General features: G+C 47.2%; 19 protein-coding genes. 3 read left to right on the forward strand and 16 right to left on the reverse strand.

Features of this window, described 5'->3' with window-relative positions:
- Positions 1 to 74: 74 nt before the first annotated feature.
- The 8 genes from ACYVGR_RS20245 to ACYVGR_RS20280 form a co-directional block, all read right to left on the reverse strand.
- Complete coding sequence (locus ACYVGR_RS20245; protein WP_460960006.1) at positions 75 to 1,298, reverse strand: hypothetical protein; 1,224 nt, start codon at positions 1,296 to 1,298, stop codon at positions 75 to 77.
- Positions 1,279 to 1,854 (reverse strand): RNA polymerase sigma factor, encoded by a 576-nt coding sequence (locus ACYVGR_RS20250; RefSeq protein WP_460960008.1) that lies wholly within the window; start codon positions 1,852 to 1,854, stop codon positions 1,279 to 1,281. Before ACYVGR_RS20250 ends, ACYVGR_RS20245 begins: the two co-directional genes overlap by 20 nt.
- A gap of 24 nt (positions 1,855 to 1,878) precedes the next feature.
- Positions 1,879 to 2,931 (reverse strand): hypothetical protein, encoded by a 1,053-nt coding sequence (locus ACYVGR_RS20255; protein ID WP_460960010.1) that lies wholly within the window; start codon positions 2,929 to 2,931, stop codon positions 1,879 to 1,881.
- A gap of 184 nt (positions 2,932 to 3,115) precedes the next feature.
- On the reverse strand, positions 3,116 to 3,670 hold the full coding sequence (locus ACYVGR_RS20260; RefSeq protein WP_460960012.1) for a hypothetical protein: 555 nt from the start codon (positions 3,668 to 3,670) through the stop codon (positions 3,116 to 3,118).
- Between the two features lie 39 nt (positions 3,671 to 3,709).
- Positions 3,710 to 5,098, reverse strand: a complete 1,389-nt coding sequence (locus ACYVGR_RS20265) for an alkaline phosphatase family protein (protein ID WP_460960014.1) — start codon at positions 5,096 to 5,098, stop codon at positions 3,710 to 3,712.
- 40 nt (positions 5,099 to 5,138) lie between these two features.
- Positions 5,139 to 6,386 (reverse strand): metabolite traffic protein EboE, encoded by a 1,248-nt coding sequence (eboE, locus tag ACYVGR_RS20270; RefSeq protein WP_460960016.1) that lies wholly within the window; start codon positions 6,384 to 6,386, stop codon positions 5,139 to 5,141.
- Complete coding sequence (locus tag ACYVGR_RS20275; protein WP_460960018.1) at positions 6,383 to 7,549, reverse strand: 3-dehydroquinate synthase; 1,167 nt, start codon at positions 7,547 to 7,549, stop codon at positions 6,383 to 6,385. Before ACYVGR_RS20275 ends, eboE begins: the two co-directional genes overlap by 4 nt.
- Positions 7,550 to 7,738: 189 nt before the next feature.
- Positions 7,739 to 8,728: a glycosyltransferase family 2 protein gene (locus ACYVGR_RS20280; protein WP_460960020.1), complete on the reverse strand. Its 990-nt coding sequence runs from the start codon at positions 8,726 to 8,728 to the stop codon at positions 7,739 to 7,741.
- A gap of 260 nt (positions 8,729 to 8,988) precedes the next feature.
- On the opposite strand from ACYVGR_RS20280, the gene ACYVGR_RS20285 reads away from it, so the two are divergent.
- The 3 genes from ACYVGR_RS20285 to ACYVGR_RS20295 all read left to right on the forward strand — a co-directional run bounded on the left by ACYVGR_RS20285 (position 8,989) and on the right by ACYVGR_RS20295 (position 11,181).
- Positions 8,989 to 9,741 (forward strand): SDR family NAD(P)-dependent oxidoreductase, encoded by a 753-nt coding sequence (locus ACYVGR_RS20285; protein ID WP_460960022.1) that lies wholly within the window; start codon positions 8,989 to 8,991, stop codon positions 9,739 to 9,741.
- Between the two features lie 191 nt (positions 9,742 to 9,932).
- Positions 9,933 to 10,397 carry a hypothetical protein gene (locus ACYVGR_RS20290; protein ID WP_460960024.1) on the forward strand — a complete coding sequence of 155 codons (465 nt, stop codon included), beginning with the start codon at positions 9,933 to 9,935 and terminating at the stop codon, positions 10,395 to 10,397.
- A gap of 16 nt (positions 10,398 to 10,413) precedes the next feature.
- A complete protein-coding gene (locus ACYVGR_RS20295) occupies positions 10,414 to 11,181 on the forward strand; it encodes a carboxypeptidase-like regulatory domain-containing protein (RefSeq protein ID WP_460960026.1) in 768 nt (255 codons plus the stop codon).
- On the opposite strand, the gene ACYVGR_RS20300 is transcribed toward ACYVGR_RS20295, so the two are convergent.
- From ACYVGR_RS20300 to ACYVGR_RS20335, 8 genes are all read right to left on the reverse strand, one after another.
- Positions 11,152 to 11,823, reverse strand: coding sequence for an alpha/beta hydrolase (locus ACYVGR_RS20300; protein ID WP_460960028.1), 672 nt, complete (start codon positions 11,821 to 11,823; stop codon positions 11,152 to 11,154). The two genes, ACYVGR_RS20295 and ACYVGR_RS20300, sit on opposite strands and share 30 nt — an antisense overlap.
- A gap of 13 nt (positions 11,824 to 11,836) precedes the next feature.
- Positions 11,837 to 12,346 (reverse strand): PaaI family thioesterase, encoded by a 510-nt coding sequence (locus ACYVGR_RS20305; protein WP_460960030.1) that lies wholly within the window; start codon positions 12,344 to 12,346, stop codon positions 11,837 to 11,839.
- Between the two features lies 1 nt (position 12,347).
- A complete protein-coding gene (locus ACYVGR_RS20310; RefSeq protein WP_460960032.1) occupies positions 12,348 to 12,878 on the reverse strand; it encodes a DUF4442 domain-containing protein in 531 nt (176 codons plus the stop codon).
- 138 nt (positions 12,879 to 13,016) lie between these two features.
- Positions 13,017 to 13,478 (reverse strand): DinB family protein, encoded by a 462-nt coding sequence (locus ACYVGR_RS20315; RefSeq protein WP_460960034.1) that lies wholly within the window; start codon positions 13,476 to 13,478, stop codon positions 13,017 to 13,019.
- On the reverse strand, positions 13,475 to 13,879 hold the full coding sequence (locus tag ACYVGR_RS20320; RefSeq protein WP_460960036.1) for a MarR family winged helix-turn-helix transcriptional regulator: 405 nt from the start codon (positions 13,877 to 13,879) through the stop codon (positions 13,475 to 13,477). Before ACYVGR_RS20320 ends, ACYVGR_RS20315 begins: the two co-directional genes overlap by 4 nt.
- Positions 13,880 to 14,024: 145 nt before the next feature.
- On the reverse strand, positions 14,025 to 15,026 hold the full coding sequence (locus ACYVGR_RS20325; RefSeq protein WP_460960038.1) for a bile acid:sodium symporter family protein: 1,002 nt from the start codon (positions 15,024 to 15,026) through the stop codon (positions 14,025 to 14,027).
- Between the two features lie 97 nt (positions 15,027 to 15,123).
- On the reverse strand, positions 15,124 to 16,047 hold the full coding sequence (locus ACYVGR_RS20330; protein ID WP_460960040.1) for a Ppx/GppA phosphatase family protein: 924 nt from the start codon (positions 16,045 to 16,047) through the stop codon (positions 15,124 to 15,126).
- A gap of 100 nt (positions 16,048 to 16,147) precedes the next feature.
- Positions 16,148 to 16,558, reverse strand: a complete 411-nt coding sequence (locus ACYVGR_RS20335; RefSeq protein WP_460960042.1) for a helix-turn-helix domain-containing protein — start codon at positions 16,556 to 16,558, stop codon at positions 16,148 to 16,150.
- Positions 16,559 to 16,609 lie beyond the last annotated feature (51 nt).

Raw genomic sequence — 16,609 nt, forward strand, 5'->3', positions numbered from 1 at the left:
CCTATTAACGCTCGATCGCTGTATCCGGTACATATATGAACAAAAAAAGATAAGTACTTTTTTCTGAGAAGACCTCATAACCAAAGGAAACCCAGGAAATGCCTTGGTCGGTGAGCAAACGGTGTAGGTGTAAATTGCTTCTTCCGAGGTCTATATCGATAATAAACTGAGCCAACCCGAAGTGTTGTGGATCGGGATAAGCGGCTGGGAATGAGGTCGTCTTCTAAGGTGTGCAAACTTCCGTGGGTCTGGCTGGCAATCGTGTAATAATCTGGTTGAAAAGCTAGTGTTGTATCGCTGCCTGTTGTTCCGCAAAGCACTACATGAACAGGTTTTCGAACGTTAGCCAATAAGGTCATGTCTTTAACGGCGCTCATGTTATCGGCAATCAGAATCAGGTGCTTTGCTTCGGGAAATGCCTGTTGGGCCTTTAAGAGCGCTTCTATATCGTTTTCCGCATCGTCTTTGTTTTGAATTGTATTTCGGGCAGTTTCTACCAAAACGGGTAACCCTTTCGTGGGGTTGAGTTCATGCGTAATGAACATACGGCCCGCTGGTCCACCCGGTCGGGTTTGCTGGCCCAGACTATCGCAGTCTGTAAAGAATACCAGCCCCTTTATGGCCGGATTTCGGGCATTTTTCTTAAACCAGGCGAATAGCTGAGTCGTGTAGGGGTACATGCTGGTTGTAAGATCGCAGACAACTACGGCCTCAGGCCATGCGTGTAGATTACGAGCCAATGCCTGATACGATGTTGAATCCGAGCCAAAATCGCCCGTTAGCATTTGTTGTTTTATCGTTGTCTCTTCCGGGCTGAACGCAACAGGTTGGCTATAGCGAATCTTGTCAGTTAAGTTAGTCGGCTGGCTTTTTAAGGCTGAACGGCTCAGAGGCAAATCGGGTAGGTGAACCGCTCCCGATTCGGTGCTCTGGATGGCTTTGGCCGGATTACTCTTCGATACGGTTAGTACTAGTTTGTGTTGAGCTAAATCATTTGGTAAAGAGCTGGCTGCAAACGGTATTGTCGTCGCTTGAGCATCCTCACGTTTCGTTGTTTTGTTCGTGCTTGTTGCCTTGTTTGCATCGGCGATTTTATCTGTTGGTTGCCGAAGAATAAACCAGCTAAGAAATCCCAATAGCAACAAACTCCCGCTTCCCCACACGCTCCAACGCATCCATCGCCGACGACGTAACGTGCGCTGTAACGCTACCCAATCGGTTGGATTGTAGTCGGGACGATAGGCATCCATTGACTGACGTACCCAGTCATGGAGCGGTTTATCGGTTTGTTCGCTCATGGGTAGTGGGAAGTTGGTTAATCAATGCCTGACGTAATAATCGGTTTGCTTCGGATAGGTGTGCCCTTGATGTGCTTTCAGCAATGTTGAGTTGGTCAGCAATTTCACGGTGCGAATAGCCTTCAAGAACGTATAAACTGAAGACCATACGGTATGGAGTTGGTAATTGATGCAATACAATTAGAATGTGTTCGACCGAAAGCTGCGAAAAAATAGCTTCTTCATTTAGATAAGGTTCTTCAAGGCTGTAGTCAACCGAATCGGTTGAGACTTCCAAAACCCGTTTCCGGTTTCGGCGGTAATAATCAATAGCCGTATTGACCATAATGCGCCGTAACCACGGTACAACAACGGCTTCATTTTTAAGTTCATCGATATGCCGAAATGCCTTCAGAAAACCATCGTTCAGCATTTCACGAGCGTCTTCCCGATCGCTGGCATAGGCCAGACAGACCGATAGGGCATAGCTGTAGAAGCGTTCATAAAACGCTTGCCTGGCAGCCTCCCGACCTCGTCGGCAGCCTTTGAGAATATCAGCTAATGGACGTTCTGTCAAGTCGAAAGAACCGTTGAGTATGAATTACTGGCAACCCAAATACGTATAGGTTTCGATAGTCGTTTCGTTCTGATCGCTGGCCGATGGATAGTTAACGACTTTGGTGACGTTTGTTGCATAGCCTTGTGCATTGGTTTGTACGGTCGATGTGCTTTGGGAATAGGGCTGCATGGTCTTGCTAACCGAATTCCAGAACGAGGTGTTTTGAGTAGCGGTTACGCCAGCTTGCCCTGAAAATATAGTGTCCGGGTCGGGAGCTGGAAACCCTTTGAAAAGCGGTAGCGACGATGACGCTGATTTGGCGTCGGTCCAGGTCTGGGTATCCGTTTGATTCAATTGCCCATCAATTACCTGATCCCGTTTAATAACCCGGTTTTTGCCATCGAACGATGTGCTTATAATCAGTTCATTGGTGCCAGAAAAGACCATTTTTGTAACGAGCCCATCTTGAATAGTGTACGGGTGATGGTCGCCCGAACTTGTTTTCTCGATGTAGTCAACAAGCTGATTTTTCTGGTATACGATAATTTGCTGATACCCATTTCCACCAGTAGGTTCGTTAATTATCCGCGTCAAATCACCATCCGAATCATACTCATACCGCATCGTTGAGCTGCTGTTTGACCCCGTATACGAGCCTTTGTACGTTTGTGCTACGCTAACGAGTCGGCCAGCGGTGTACGAGTAGCTTTTAACAATAGATACTAATTCGGTGGTTGACTGGTTATTTACCCCAATGCTTTTCGTTTGTCGTTCAGAATTCATGGCCGTCAAATAGCCATCCGCATTGTAGGTATACGTTTCGGTCGTGGTTCCATTCTGCGTCCCAATTGTTCCGGTCGTCGGTTTCCGGTCGATCGTTGAAACCACTTTGGCGAGATTCCCCGATTGGTCGTACGTATAGGTATTCTGCATCACTGTAGTGTAAAACTTGGACGATGCATTCGATGTGTATTGTTCGATTCGGCAACTGCTTTGCGGATTGGCGTCGCTTGAACTGTGGTTGCAGCCAGCACTTAACCAGCCGATAAATACGCTGGCCAGAAGCGTATACGAAACGTGAAGAGTCGTTTTCATAAGGGTTTAACGTTGTCTGTCCAAGAGAGATAGGGTCAGTAGCTGACCTGTAAAGGCATAGACGAACAACTCGTAGAAAACGCTGGCAGAAAATTTATTTTTTTATTGGATTGGGAAGGTAGACACATCCTTTCGTGGTGTCGGTTATAAGTAACCGACACCACGAAAGGATGTTGAAGAAAAACTAATTCTGAGAGGCTGTTGGCGTAAGCGGGTTATGGATATTCATACCGGCTACGTTGAAACAGGAGTTTTGATTATCGCTTTTACACTCAAACAAATCGAAGGATTCCACGCCCTTATCCAGCCGCTCGAAGTACAAGACAAACGGGACTTTTTCGTCGTTCCTAATCTCGCGGGAGTCGGGCGTCATGGGTATGCCTTCTGTTTTGAGGAGGGCATACGTCTTTTTCCCGTCGGCCGAAGCAAGCACTGCTTTGGGGTTGAACGAAATACTACTGGTTCCGAAGTAATTATTGTCGCGGGCGGTTCGGTCTTTGCCGAATGTCAGATATAAAACGGTGTAGCTGGCCGTCAACTTTATATCCGTCACCCGAATATCGGGGTCCTGCGAGTGCCCAAGACCACCCTGTGGGTCCGGATATAGCCGAGACTGCACAACCGCCATAGGCTGATTGGGCTGATAATATTCGGCACCGTCGGCAGGAGCATTAATTGCCGATGGTCGATTCGAAATGCAACCAGAAACGAGCAGAACGAGGGCGTAGAATGCTTTCATACAGGTAAATTACTGGCTTTCGACTGAATAACCAAGAACTCACTGCATCTGTTTTTCAACGGTTTCCATTGATAAGGCGTCCCAGATTCGATCATATACATCAATGGCCGACAAGGACTTGCCTACGTTTTTGCTACTAACAAATACCGGATGATATTCGGGTGGAGTATCCATTCGCCCGTGCGATCCTTTAACGAGTGTAGCATCCAGCGAAATTACATTCATCAGATACCGGAAGCCCAGCAATTTACGGCCAAGCTTATACCCCGCTTTGAGTTTGATAAACGGATTCGTTTGATCCATAAACATCTCAACCGGATCGTAACCTGGCTTTTGGTGGATGGCCACCAGCCGGGCATAATCTGGGGCACGAGCATCGTCGAGCCAGTAATAGTACGTAAACCAGCTTTCGGCATCGGCAACGGCAACCAGATCGCCCGAACGTTCGTGATCGATGTGGTATTTCTTCTGTTGCTCTTTATCCAGAACCAGTTCAATACCCGGCGTTTTTTCCAGTAATGTCCGTACTTTATCAAAAACCGACGGGTCGTTGATGTACACGTGAGCAATCTGGTGATCCGGGGTGGCAAAGGCAGGAGACGCTCCCGCATCGAACATTTCCAGACCGCGCTCTTCACGATAGCGAATCATACCCGCTTCGCGCAGAATTCGATTGATGTGAATGGGCTTGCTGACGTTCGTAATGCCGTATTCCGAAAGTACAATTACTTCGGCGCCTTGTTGCTCATAATATTGAATCAGATCGCGACAAACGTCGTCGATTTCGCGGAGGTCGTTTGCAATTTTTGAGAAATCCTGCCCGAACTTTTGCAGACAATAGTCCAGATGAGGCAGGTAGATAAGCGTGAGCGTTGGATTATGCCATTTATCGACCAGCATCGACGCATCGGCAATCCAGCGCGAGGATTTGATGGTTGTTGCAGGCCCCCAGAACTGGAACAAGGGGAACGTGCCCAGTTCTTTCTGAAGTCTGTCGCGGAGGTCGCCGGGATGGGTGTAGCAATCGGGGATTTTCAGACCATCCGACGGGTACTGTGGGCGAGGAGTTGCCGAAAAATCGGCGGTAGAGTACATATTGTACCACCAGAACATCTTGGAAATCGTGAAATTGGGGTCGATCTTTTTGGCGCGTTCCCAGATTTTCTCACCCGCTACCAGCTTGTTCGACTGTTTCCAGAATTTCACTTCCGAATCGGTGCGATCGTACCAGCCGTTGCCAACAATACCCGTTTCACTCGGCCATTTGCCCGTTACGTATGTAGACTGTACCGATGTGGTTAGCGCCGGTAGCATAGGATCAATGGTCGCCTGGTGTTTCTTAGCGAACCACTGTTTCAGAAAAGGCGTGTGTTCGCCAATCAGCGAATACGACAGACCAACAACATCGAGTACTACAGTCTTTTTCATAATGATAAATGATGAATGATGAATACCGCAAGGACATTCATCATTCATCCGCACGGGCGGCCCCGATTGATTTATACACCCATTTCATTTCCCGATCAATTGAGTCAACTAGACCAAGCTTTAAATCAGCTGGTAAAACGTCCCAGGTGTAGGTTTCTACTTCCATCTGGTTCGTGAATTTATTGGTGGCCTGCAAGTTAAGAACAGCCTGAATATCGTCCTGCGTCGATTTCAACACCCCATATTCCGAAATGAATATCGGTACGTGGAAATGGGCGCGCCATTCTACATGATTGTCATCAAAAGCAGCCAGCGCTTCGGGCAAATCAGCAAAACGTAACAACTCGCCCGACCGCGTACGCGCCACTACCTGATGCAGATAAGTTGGTTCATTGAATTGCGCAAAGGCTTGTTTTACCGTTTCGCGTCCTTCGGCATCGTCTGGGAATTCAGCTTTCAGGGCGGCACTGATCTGGACTTTGCCAACGCGCAAACCGTATTCCTTCAACTTGGCCAACACTTCGGCTGGTTTTTCATACCCAACAGCCACATGGCAAACATCGAAGCATAAGCGAACATGTTCGCAAATCGCGGTTTCGGCCTGTTCATCGGTTAGCCCAAACTGTTCGCTGATTTGATCGATGCCCATAGGCAACAGGTAATCGGTAAACCAGGTGATGAACTCGTCAGTTGTTTCGATTAAGCCGTCGGGTTCGGGTTCCAGATCAAGGTGCATCAACCGATCTGTTTGCTGGCGTAAGCGCATCAGATCGGCCACTACTTCAAGTATATTCTGGGTTGTTTGCGAAAAAATATAGTCGCGGGCAGCAGGCTGGTCCCACTCGAACCAATAGCGATACGAAAGGGGCGAGGTCGAAATGCCGCCCTGAATGGCATTGCCCAGCTCATCGACAGGGAGCAGAACCGATAAAATCCGAAATAACCGTTTGGTGTACTCAACCCGTGCTTCGGTTGTCCAGTCGGGGGCATGCACCTGATCTTTAACGATCGTATTGTGAAACCCACCGAACGGGAAACCGTTCATGGTAAACACATAACACTCGTTATTCGCCAGCCAGTGCTGAAAGGCAATTAAATTTTCGGGCAGTTCCAGTTCTTCACTGGCTATGTTAGACAAGCGTAGGCCAATTCCAAAAGGGGCGTCTGGCGACAACCGTTGCTTTAATTCTGGAATGGCTTTCTGTAAAGATGCGAAATGATCGGCCCACGTTTCGCCTGCATGGATGTTGGTACAATAGCCGAGGTGGCCAAGGGCAAGGTTATTCATACGAGTTGCGCCTGTTGTTCCTGTTCTTTGAGGGTAGCAATTGCCTGCCGAACGAGATCAGGATTCATTTCGTGGACTTCAACACCTCGGCCAATGGCTTCCAGGAGCATAATGGTAAGTTGACCACCCAGGTGCTCGCGGAATTCAGCCAGGCCCTTCAGTACTCCAGCGCTGTCGTTGGCATCGAGCATGGGTTGGTAGAGCGAAAAGCCAAGGGTGCGTAGCGTGGTCAGAATACGATGGGTATCCTGCTCTGTTAGCCAGCCGAGTTGATTCGAATACACGCTATCCATGGCAATACCAATGGCTACGGCTTCGCCATGTCGGAGCTCGAAATTGGTGAGCTGTTCCAGTTTGTGGGCGCTCCAGTGGCCAAAGTCCAGCGGACGGGATGATCCCATTTCAAATGGATCGCCCCCCGAAATATGCTCCAGGTGCATTTGGGCGCAACGGTGGATGAGGTAATCCATCGCTTCCGAATCGCGGGCCGCGAGTGCCTGTGCATTTGCTTCAATCCATTCGAAAAAGCTGGCATCTTTAATCAGGGCCACTTTAACGGCTTCTGCAATGCCTGATCGCCAATCCCGATCATCAAGCGTAGTCAGGAAAGAACTGTCGTTAAAGACCGCTACAGGTGGGACAAACGTGCCCAGAAAGTTTTTCTTGCCGCGATAGTTGACGCCATTTTTTACCCCAACGCCCGAATCATTTTGCGATAACACGGTGGTTGGAATACGGACGTGACGAATACCCCGATGTGAAATAGCCGCTGCGTAGCCAACTAAATCGAGAATGGAGCCACCCCCGATAGCGACGACATAGGAATGCCGATCAATACCGTACTTATCCACCGCATCCACAATCTTTTCCACATAGACTGGCTCATTCTTGGCGGTTTCGCCACCCGGAATGATTAATAAATCGGGGATAAGCTCAACTATATCAGTATGTTGGTCGAAATAGGTAGTAATCTCTGCTTGCAGAGTAGGATGGGCGTCGATAACCCCCGAATCAATGACGAAAAGAAGCTTTTTTCGAATATCACCCGTAGACTGCTGACTGAAAAAATCGGATAGCAGTGAGTTTGCTTTTTTGAAAAGCTGATTGGTAAAGAAAACAGTGTACGTAAACCGAACACTGAACGCCTGATGCAAATGATTCATGAACGAATAAAGGTAGTTGAGTACCACTGCCTTTATCTTTCAAAAATACAATCGAATCGCTAATGGTTCCTTATAAATGGCCAAAATAAGCGATTAGCGGGGAGCATGGGGCGCGGTGCAGGGAGCACGGAGCGTGGGGCAGGGATACCGGACTCTCAATAACCCGGCTCCACGCTCCGTGCTCCCTGCTTATAAATACAGCACTTTGTATTTAAAGGCACCATGAAGTCGCCAGTAAACTGATAAAAATGGCGTGGCCAGCGCCGTTAGTACGGCATGTTTAACGGTTGTCGAATTAAGTGGCGATTTGGGTAGATGCCTGATAATTAAGTAGGTGGATAGCAGCGCCCAGATGCCTAACCCAATTAGAGCGATAACAAAATGCCCGGTTACTAATCCAGCCAGCCCACTGCTGATACTGATGACAGATGCGTAATATTGAAGCACCTGCCGACGGAAGGAGGGAATACGCTCCCGAAATAAATTGGGATGGCGTTTATACAGTAAGGCATCGTAACTATTATTGCGCTCATCGCGTAAGAGTCCGTACCAGGGGCATGGACGAATATGATGCACAACAACGGCCTCGGTACATTTCCCAATCGGAATACCTGCCTGAATAAACTTGAATTGTAGGTCGCTGTCTTCGCGCCAATCGGTATCGAATGCTTCCTCGAAACCATTGACTCGCTCGAGTGTCGATTTTCGGCAAAAACAGTTCGATGACATAAACTCGGCCCGCTTTAAGATCGTAGCCGTTCGGTCGAGTGGAGTGGGCTGATTTGGTAAGTAAACCCGTAATTGACCGCTCATGACCTGTGCCCCACGCTGAAAACATAGGAGAGCCGAGGATAGCCATTCGGATTCGGGCAGGCAATCGTCGTCGGTAAAGGCAATGATGCGCCCACGGGCTGCTCGCCAACCCCGATTTCGGGCAGCAGCGGGGCCACGCCGTTCGGGCTGACCGAGGTAACGGACTTCGATTGGACCACCGTCGCGGGCTACCTGTTTCGCAAAAAGCTGAACAGCGGTTTCGGTTTCGGGCGAGTTTCCCTCATCGACCACAATAATTTCGAACTGGTCGCGCGATAGCCGCTGACGCCCAAGTGAATCGAGACATTTAAGAAGCAGGGCCGGTTGCTGATAGGTTGGGATCACAACCGAAAATTCAGGTAGCATACAACTGGTAATGAAAAGGTATATAAGCTCAGTAGTTATTTGTTGGATTACAGCCTAATCAACGCCTTGCAAAAACCTGACCAAAATTGGTTAACGAGTATCGTCTAGTTCCGGGCTGAGTTCTAAGCGATTGGCAGATAAATGATTATATGCTTATCATTGGTTTTGGCTGGATCAGTTGCCGGAGAATTAATGGTTGTTCTTCTTGATGGTTCGACCGTGGGTTTATCTTTGTAACATCAACTTCTTTAGTCCTTGTTATGTCTCGCATTGCACTTATTACCGGCGCCACTTCTGGAATTGGCCGCGCTACCGCCGAAGCTTTTGCCGACCTTGATTTTCGACTGATTCTCTGTGGACGGCGGCAGGAGCGCTTAGATGAATTACAGGAACGCCTGAGTCAGCAAACAGCCGTTACAACGCTCAATTTCGACGTGCGTAACTGGCTTGAAGTCGACGACGCTATTCGTAGCTTACCTGAAGAATGGCAGGCGATTGATATTCTGGTGAATAGTGCGGGGAATGCCCATGGTCTATCGCCGATTCAGGATGGATCGCCCGAGGATTGGGATATGATGATTGACGGAAACGTGCAGGGCCTGCTTTATGTCTCGAAAGCGGTTATGCCGGGTATGGTAGAGCGTCAGCGGGGCCATATTGTTAACCTAAGTTCGGTAGCGGGTAAGGAGACCTATGCCAATGGGGCTGTGTATTGCGCTAGTAAAGCGGCCGTTGAAGCACTCAGTGCAGGTATGCGACTCGACTTGACCCAGCATGGTATTAAAGTGACGAATATCGCTCCGGGCGCTGTTGAAACAGAGTTTTCGGTCGTGCGTTTCAAAGGCGATGCCGAGCGTGCCGCTAAAGTATACGCCGGATTTACACCGCTCACTCCAGAAGATATTGCCGATACGATTGTTTATGCAGTAACGGCTCCGGCCCATGTTACGATTGCCGATATGACGATTTTAGCCGGGGCACAGGCAGCAGCAACGACTATTTATCGGAAATAATTAGGTTAATGCGTTGCTAAAAAGCCGCGTCGCAATTCATCAAAAACAACTGCGACGCGGCTTTTTAACAACACTCTCTACAATGTTGAATTTGTACTTTCTGTATTTTAAGTGTAATTTAATTTTGTTTGGTGGTATTGTGTAGTATACTGGTGTTTTAGTGTCTAACGATACAAAATGATAACGTGACAATGAAAACGGCCAGCTTCATTTTTCTGTTTTGCCTGATGACTTTTTTAGGGCAGGCTCAATCAATTCCAACCAAAATCTATCTTGTTAAAAATGGAGCACAGACGTTAGGAGGCATTCAGTTTTATACGACCCTTAACCCCAGCAAGCCCATCAAGGTAAAAAATAATGGTTATGTCCTGATTGAAACAGATGCGGACAGTCTGGGAATTATTCGGGAGTCACCTTATGCTGAAAATGATTATCAACCGCCTGTTTCAAGCCCGAAACGGAAGCCAGTTTTTATTAAGTTTGAGCCAGGGAAATCATATTATTTTAAGATGGGTTCGGCTGCATACAGCACTCATTTCGACGTAGAGGAAATGACTGAACGCGCTTTTTGGCTCTATATTGGACTGAATGACCTGACGGACAATGTTACTCGATATACATTGAGTAGGGCAGTTGGTTTAGTAAAAAATCAATAATGACGTACTGACCTATATGGCAACGAAACGAATTCAACTGACTGTCGATACACCTTGTCAGCAGCGTTGGCAGGACATGACACCTATCGAAACAGGCCGTTTTTGTGATAGCTGCCAGAAAACGGTCATTGACTTTTCCGGCATGACCGATCAGCAGATTGTTAGTAGTATAAGTCGGTCGTCAAGTTCAACCTGTGGCCGTTTTCGGGTAAGTCAACTCGACAGAACATTACAGGCTCCTACACCTGCGGCTCATTCCTCAGGGCGCTTTTTTAGCCTATTAACCGCAGGTTTGTTAGGCTATCAAACGGTTCAGGCTGATGCCCATTCAACACTTGCTCGTCCGTCAACTTTACAAACCGAGCAACGTTCTGTTGCTACAGCTGATCAACCGTCGACTGAAGTCACTATAGTTACAGACTCGTCGCGGGTAATTACAGGCCGGATAGTGGATAATGTGACGAAAGCAGGTCTAGGTGGAGCTTACGTTATTATTAAAGGAACATCCAGAGGGACTAATACCGATTCGACGGGACATTTCCAGGTGGTAGTACCAACGGAAATCAAAAATGATCTAATTACTGTGATAATCGGTTCTATCGGATTTATAACTCAGGAAATACAGCTACCCCCAGATCGAACAGCGCCCCTCTCAATAGTGCTATATGAAGATCAAAAGATGCTGGGAGAAGTGGTTGTTGTTGGCGGATACAAAGTCGCTGGAGAGCAGAAAAAAGCTCCCCTCTTAAAACGGCTACGAAATCGTCGGCGTAACGGCCACTAGCGTTTTCAATATGTCTGGTTCAACCCGATGGCCACCGTCAAAAGCAGTAATTTGTAAGGTAGGTATATCGGTTTGCAATCGGGTTAAATACCCATTGATATCGTTCAGTTCTACAAGGTATTCGTCCTGCCGACCATATATATAATGGGTTTCGGTCGTTTCAAGTGTAGCTGGGTTAATAAGATCGGCAAGGCCATGAGGTAAATAACCGGCCCATAAAATGAGTCGATTAGCATGAACATGTTGGGTATTCAACCATCGACAGGCCGTAGCGGCACCTTGCGAGAAACCTAAAACCGTTATTTGTAAACCTGTCTCGTCGGGTTTCAGACCGTTTAGAACACGGTCATAAAGCGAGTTCAGATAAAGAACATAATCACTGATTTCATAGTCCCGATCTTCGCGGGTCATCCAGGAAGCGCCAACTCGCTGATAGTTGCTATCGGTATACGACCGAGATAATCCTTCCGGTACAACAACGAACGTTTCGCCATCATCCAGCCCCGTAAACTTTCGGCCGAAATACTGCGCCAGTTGCCCAAAGCCATGCAGGCAGAACCAGATAGTTTTCGTCTGCTCTGTTAAAGAGCCAATTGTATAATAACGGGCCGTTCGTTGAACAGGCAGGTGATGTTCGGTCATGATTGTCAGTTGATTATTTCCAGGGGAACAGCATACAGGTTGTGGTAGCATGGGCGTAGAGTTTGCCTTGTTCATCCACGATTTTACCTTCTGCGGTGGCTATCGACCGGCCTGCATGTATGAGTGTGCCAATAGCCAGCACTTTGCCTGTCCGGATAGTTAATGGGCGGATAAAATTAACTTTCAGCTCAAGGGTTGTGTAGCCTGTTCCGGGCTGTAATGTCGAGTGAATGGCGCAGGCTAAGGCTGAGTCAAGCATAGTACAGAAAACACCGCCATGTACCCCGCCAATTGGATTATAATGGAACTCCTGTGGCACAATCGAGAAAATAGCCTTCCCTTCTTCAACCGATTCCAGACCCATGTCCAGCGTGTGGGCAATGGCCGGAGGAGGATACAGACCGGTCATAATTCCCTGCAAGTACTCCATGCCCGATAAGGTAGCGCCGACTTTAGCGCCAATGGTCTGATCTTCCCACGAGTAGGTTCGTGTACGTTGCGTTTCGTTTTGCTCTGTTGTCATCTTATCGTCGAAATCGTGATTGTTGTTTCTCGTTTTTGCGTTGTTCGTAATGCGTTTTATCGGCGATGTAACACAAGCGTTCGAGTTCGGCGTGCACAACGGATTGTTTATCGAGCCACTGAATGTTGAACACATGCTCCGTCTGACCATTAGTCGCTACTTCGGCCCGAATAGTTTCGAGTTGCTCATCCGTGATTTCAAAACGGGCATAGAGCGTACTTCGACCGGGTTTGCGAAATCGAATGCTGGCCGATTTATCCCAGACAACGTATTGATTGCCCAGAATACGAAGCAGCATAACCATGTAAAATGGATCGGTGGCAGAAAATAGGCTGCCGCCAAAGATGGTTCCTACGTAGTTGTAGGTCCAGATATTACGGCGCAATCGAACGTGGACTTCCCGCCAATCGCTCGACCAGAACAGGATTTTACCGCCTGTTCCAAAAAACATCGGATACCAGTTCAGCCCTGTTCGAAAGAGCCACGATTTGGCTGACTCCTTGCGGTTAGTTTGTAGGAAGGATGGTTTCATTTGTGGCTAACTCTGGCGCAGGTATTTACCTGTGCCTTTAATTTAGCCAGCATTCGCTGGCGCTCCGTCAATCTATGGGCCAGCGAATGCTGGCTAAATTAAAGGCACGAGTAAATACTCGCGCCAGTCGCTTATGGCTTAACTGACTACAGAAAACGCTTGCCCTTTTTTGATCGCCTGAGCGATTTGGCCAGAATGATAAGAGTTATGATGCATTAGAAAGACCAATACCTGCATACGAGGCACTTCGCCAAAAGGCGAGGAGATGATTTCGGTCCATTGCTCGTCACTGGTTTGTTGAATCTGTTTCGCAATCATCGCGAAGCTATCATTCACCGTTTGTTGAATTGACACTAAGTCAAACAGTTGACCTTTGTCGGAAATACCGCCACTAGCTTGAATGGGAATACTTACCTCGCGCCCAAAAAGTAAGCTGGCCATCCGTTGCATCGACTCAGCCATGTGTAAGGCAATAAAACCTGCCGAAGCCGTTTCAGGTGTTAAGCGGTTATGATAATTATCGAGGGTTAGCTTCCGAATTGGTCCTTGGGCTGAAACCTGGTTCATCTGCCAGATTTGAGATAAGAGTTCAGTTTTCATTTTTGTAATGCGATTACTTTATCAGAAAAAGTCGACAGGCCCTGAACTGCATCTAGGCCAAGTGTGTCGTGAACTTGTAGGTTTAGGGCTTTCCAGATTTTATGGCATCGTTTGGCTAACAATCGTCCTTCTTCTGTCAGAAACAGGCCGTGACGCAGGTCGTCGGTCAACCAGCCTTTTTTTTGTAATAGCTGCACATCCCGGCTCATGGCCGATTTCTCAATCTGCAATCGTTTCGACAACACGGCTTGCCGTACCCCTGGCTGTGGGAAAATGTGCATCAGCAAACCCGCCTGCGCGAACGTAACCCCCTCTTGCGTGAAGGCATCGTTGTAGTGGCCGGTTATAATCCTGGCTAACATTCGCAAGCGACCCGCAATGCAGTAGGTTTCGGAGCTCATGTTGTAAAGGTTAGAAACGAAAGTTGTATATGCAACTTAGAGAGATTAAAAATATAGCCTGTTCATTCATAACAGGCTAGTTAGTAATGTATTACGATGAACGTTTTCTCGATACAATCAATGTGGCAAACCGTCTTCTGATAAATTAAGCATCCTGCGCATTTACAGGCTCATTAGTTGTTTCGTCCAAAGCAACTCCTTGTATGGGGTGCTGGCTCCAGTAGGTGGCTAGTAAGGAGCCGTTTGTGTTCATAATAGGGCCAAAGAGGGCAGGGGCGAGACCTACCGTGGCTACTTTACCCAGTTGTACGGCAATACCCGAGGCTAGTCCCGCATTTTGCAGACCTACTTCGATCGCTATTGTCCGGCAGCTTTGCTCATCCATACCAAACAAACGCGCCGACCAATACCCCAACATAAAACCGCAAAGGTTATGCGCTAATACGCAAAATACGAGTATCCAGCCTACACTTAATAAACTGTCGCGCCCGGCGGCTGTGATAACGGCAACAATGAGAATAATGCCACCCATCGACATTAAAGGCATAATGCGGTTTAGTATCACTGCCGATTTGCGAAAAATGCGATTCAAAATCAGCCCTACTATGATTGGGGCGATAACGATCTCCATAATCTCAATCATCATTTTTAGGAACGAGATTTCGATGAATTGACCGGCCAGTAATTTCATCAGCGCAGGCATCAGCAAAGGCGCTAACAGCGTTGACATAGTTGTGACCGTAATGGATAAAGGCACATTAGCTTTGGCAATGAAACACATTACGTTGGAAGCTAAACCACTAGGTGAGCAACCGATAAGCACCACACCCGCTGCAATTTCGGGCGGGAAACTAAACGTATTTGCCAGCGTATAGCCTAACAACGGCATAATCAGGAAATGGCAGGCTACGCCGATAAATACAGCGCGTGGTTGCTGAATAACACCCTCAAAATCTTTAATCGACATGGTAGCTCCCATGCCCAGCATAATGATTTGCAGTAACGGAACAATTAGCTTTTTCAAGGGGAAATCGCCAATGTTAAGGAACAACCCTGGAAAGGCGAAAGCTATCCCGACAAATGCAATCAGGAGCGCCGTAAAAATAAGATTTTGATAAGACGAGCGATCGTTGGTTTCAGCTTTCATTTACTGACGAATGAATAATGTAAAATGTACAATGAAAAGCTGATTTTATGAAAAACATACCTGCCTCCATTATTCATTTTACATTATGCATTATTCATTAACGCAGTGAAGCAAATACGCCCTCTTTCAGTGAATAGGTCGACGTTCTGATTTGCGAAATACCGTACGTTTTGAGTACATAATCAATCAGGCAAACGGCGACCACAATCATATCGACCCGCAGTTCGATCATACCCGGAATCTCCATTCGTTTCGCGTGATTTTTCGTGATGAGTAATTCGTAGGCACGATAAAACTCTACGATTGGTAACGTAAACGCAGCCTGATTTGGATCGGGCAAGTGCCCTTGCTCGTGCATATACCACATATCGACCAACGTATCAAATGAACCTGACGAACCAACTAACACGGCGGGTTGATACTGATGAATGGCGTTCGCGAGTGGCAGCAGTTGTTCCTGAAAGTAATCGTGTAACCGACGAATGTTGGAAGGGCTGATGGGATCAGTCGTCATGAATCGTTCTCGAAGCCGTTGTCCACCGATTTCGAAGCTTTGCTTCCAGAAAATCCGGTTTTGATTCCCCAGAATAAATTCGACGCTACCGCCACCAATGTCGATGACTAAAGCTGTTGAGTCATCTAACGCACCAGCCGCGCGGATACCCTGATAAATATAGGCCGCTTCCTGATCGCCCGAAATAACTCGAATGGGAATACCTGTTTCCTCTCGAACCCGATCAATAAACTCCTGTTGATTACGAGCTACTCGAATGGCGCTTGTTCCAAGAGCTACTACTTTTTCGGGAGCTATGTTATGTTGATCGAGCACCTGTCGAAAATAGGTCAGTACGCCCAGCGCACGCTCTATGCCTTCTTCGGTGATTATCCCTTTATTGATACCCGCCTGACCAATTTTAGCTGGGAGGCTTTCGCGGAATAGGATTTTAGGTGTATTGCCTTCTATTTCAGCGATGAAGAGATGGAACGTGTTGGTGCCTAAGTCAATAATGGCTTGTTTCATAATTGCAAATCTATTACATCTGCATTATGCCGCAAACTAGGCTGGAAAGGCCGTTTTTAGGCCTAAGCAAGCGAAACAGTAAGCAAAACGCTAAAAAAAATTAAGCGTCAAGTACTGCCAGCAATCCGCTTGCATTAAACTTTCCCAATTTTTCGATCAATGCAGTATTTGATTGGGCTAGTTGAGCTAATAGCTTCGCTTGGTCGTCAATCTGCTTTTTCTGTTCTGCAATAGTTGCCTTTAATTCTTGTATGTATTTTTCTTGACTTCCAGTTTTTTCTTGAATAATGTCAAGACTTTCCTCCTTTACTTGGATTACCTCGTTTATGTCTACGCCTATTATTTGGCAGTATTTTTCTAATGTTCTGGTGCTTAGTGATTTGCGCTTATAGGTGTCATATACCCCAGCGCGAGTAATTCCAATTTCATCGGCTATATGCTTCGCCGATATATTCTTTTTATGAGCCAACTCTTTGAGTCTTTCGCCCATATGTGCTGATATTGCTTGCATGTTTTAAAAAATATATAAGTAAAAACTTGACAAGTAAAAGTAAAAACTGTT

It is taken from the genome of Spirosoma litoris (assembly GCF_054776755.1).

What these genes read in the sequence shown, in the direction of transcription:
- ACYVGR_RS20325 (WP_460960038.1), bottom strand. Translation starts at nt 15,026, where the DNA reads ATGAAAGCTGAAACCAACGATCGCTCGTCTTATCAAAATCTTATTTTT.
- ACYVGR_RS20290 (WP_460960024.1), top strand. Translation starts at nt 9,933, where the DNA reads ATGAAAACGGCCAGCTTCATTTTTCTGTTTTGCCTGATGACTTTTTTA.
- ACYVGR_RS20255 (WP_460960010.1), bottom strand. Translation starts at nt 2,931, where the DNA reads ATGAAAACGACTCTTCACGTTTCGTATACGCTTCTGGCCAGCGTATTT.
- ACYVGR_RS20295 (WP_460960026.1), top strand. Translation starts at nt 10,414, where the DNA reads ATGGCAACGAAACGAATTCAACTGACTGTCGATACACCTTGTCAGCAG.
- ACYVGR_RS20260 (WP_460960012.1), bottom strand. Translation starts at nt 3,670, where the DNA reads ATGAAAGCATTCTACGCCCTCGTTCTGCTCGTTTCTGGTTGCATTTCG.
- ACYVGR_RS20315 (WP_460960034.1), bottom strand. Translation starts at nt 13,478, where the DNA reads ATGAAAACTGAACTCTTATCTCAAATCTGGCAGATGAACCAGGTTTCA.
- ACYVGR_RS20245 (WP_460960006.1), bottom strand. Translation starts at nt 1,298, where the DNA reads ATGAGCGAACAAACCGATAAACCGCTCCATGACTGGGTACGTCAGTCA.
- ACYVGR_RS20335 (WP_460960042.1), bottom strand. Translation starts at nt 16,558, where the DNA reads ATGCAAGCAATATCAGCACATATGGGCGAAAGACTCAAAGAGTTGGCT.
- ACYVGR_RS20285 (WP_460960022.1), top strand. Translation starts at nt 8,989, where the DNA reads ATGTCTCGCATTGCACTTATTACCGGCGCCACTTCTGGAATTGGCCGC.
- ACYVGR_RS20265 (WP_460960014.1), bottom strand. Translation starts at nt 5,098, where the DNA reads ATGAAAAAGACTGTAGTACTCGATGTTGTTGGTCTGTCGTATTCGCTG.
- ACYVGR_RS20280 (WP_460960020.1), bottom strand. Translation starts at nt 8,728, where the DNA reads ATGCTACCTGAATTTTCGGTTGTGATCCCAACCTATCAGCAACCGGCC.
- ACYVGR_RS20305 (WP_460960030.1), bottom strand. Translation starts at nt 12,346, where the DNA reads ATGACAACAGAGCAAAACGAAACGCAACGTACACGAACCTACTCGTGG.
- ACYVGR_RS20330 (WP_460960040.1), bottom strand. Translation starts at nt 16,047, where the DNA reads ATGAAACAAGCCATTATTGACTTAGGCACCAACACGTTCCATCTCTTC.
- ACYVGR_RS20310 (WP_460960032.1), bottom strand. Translation starts at nt 12,878, where the DNA reads ATGAAACCATCCTTCCTACAAACTAACCGCAAGGAGTCAGCCAAATCG.
- eboE (WP_460960016.1), bottom strand. Translation starts at nt 6,386, where the DNA reads ATGAATAACCTTGCCCTTGGCCACCTCGGCTATTGTACCAACATCCAT.
- ACYVGR_RS20300 (WP_460960028.1), bottom strand. Translation starts at nt 11,823, where the DNA reads ATGACCGAACATCACCTGCCTGTTCAACGAACGGCCCGTTATTATACA.
- ACYVGR_RS20275 (WP_460960018.1), bottom strand. Translation starts at nt 7,549, where the DNA reads ATGAATCATTTGCATCAGGCGTTCAGTGTTCGGTTTACGTACACTGTT.
- ACYVGR_RS20320 (WP_460960036.1), bottom strand. Translation starts at nt 13,879, where the DNA reads ATGAGCTCCGAAACCTACTGCATTGCGGGTCGCTTGCGAATGTTAGCC.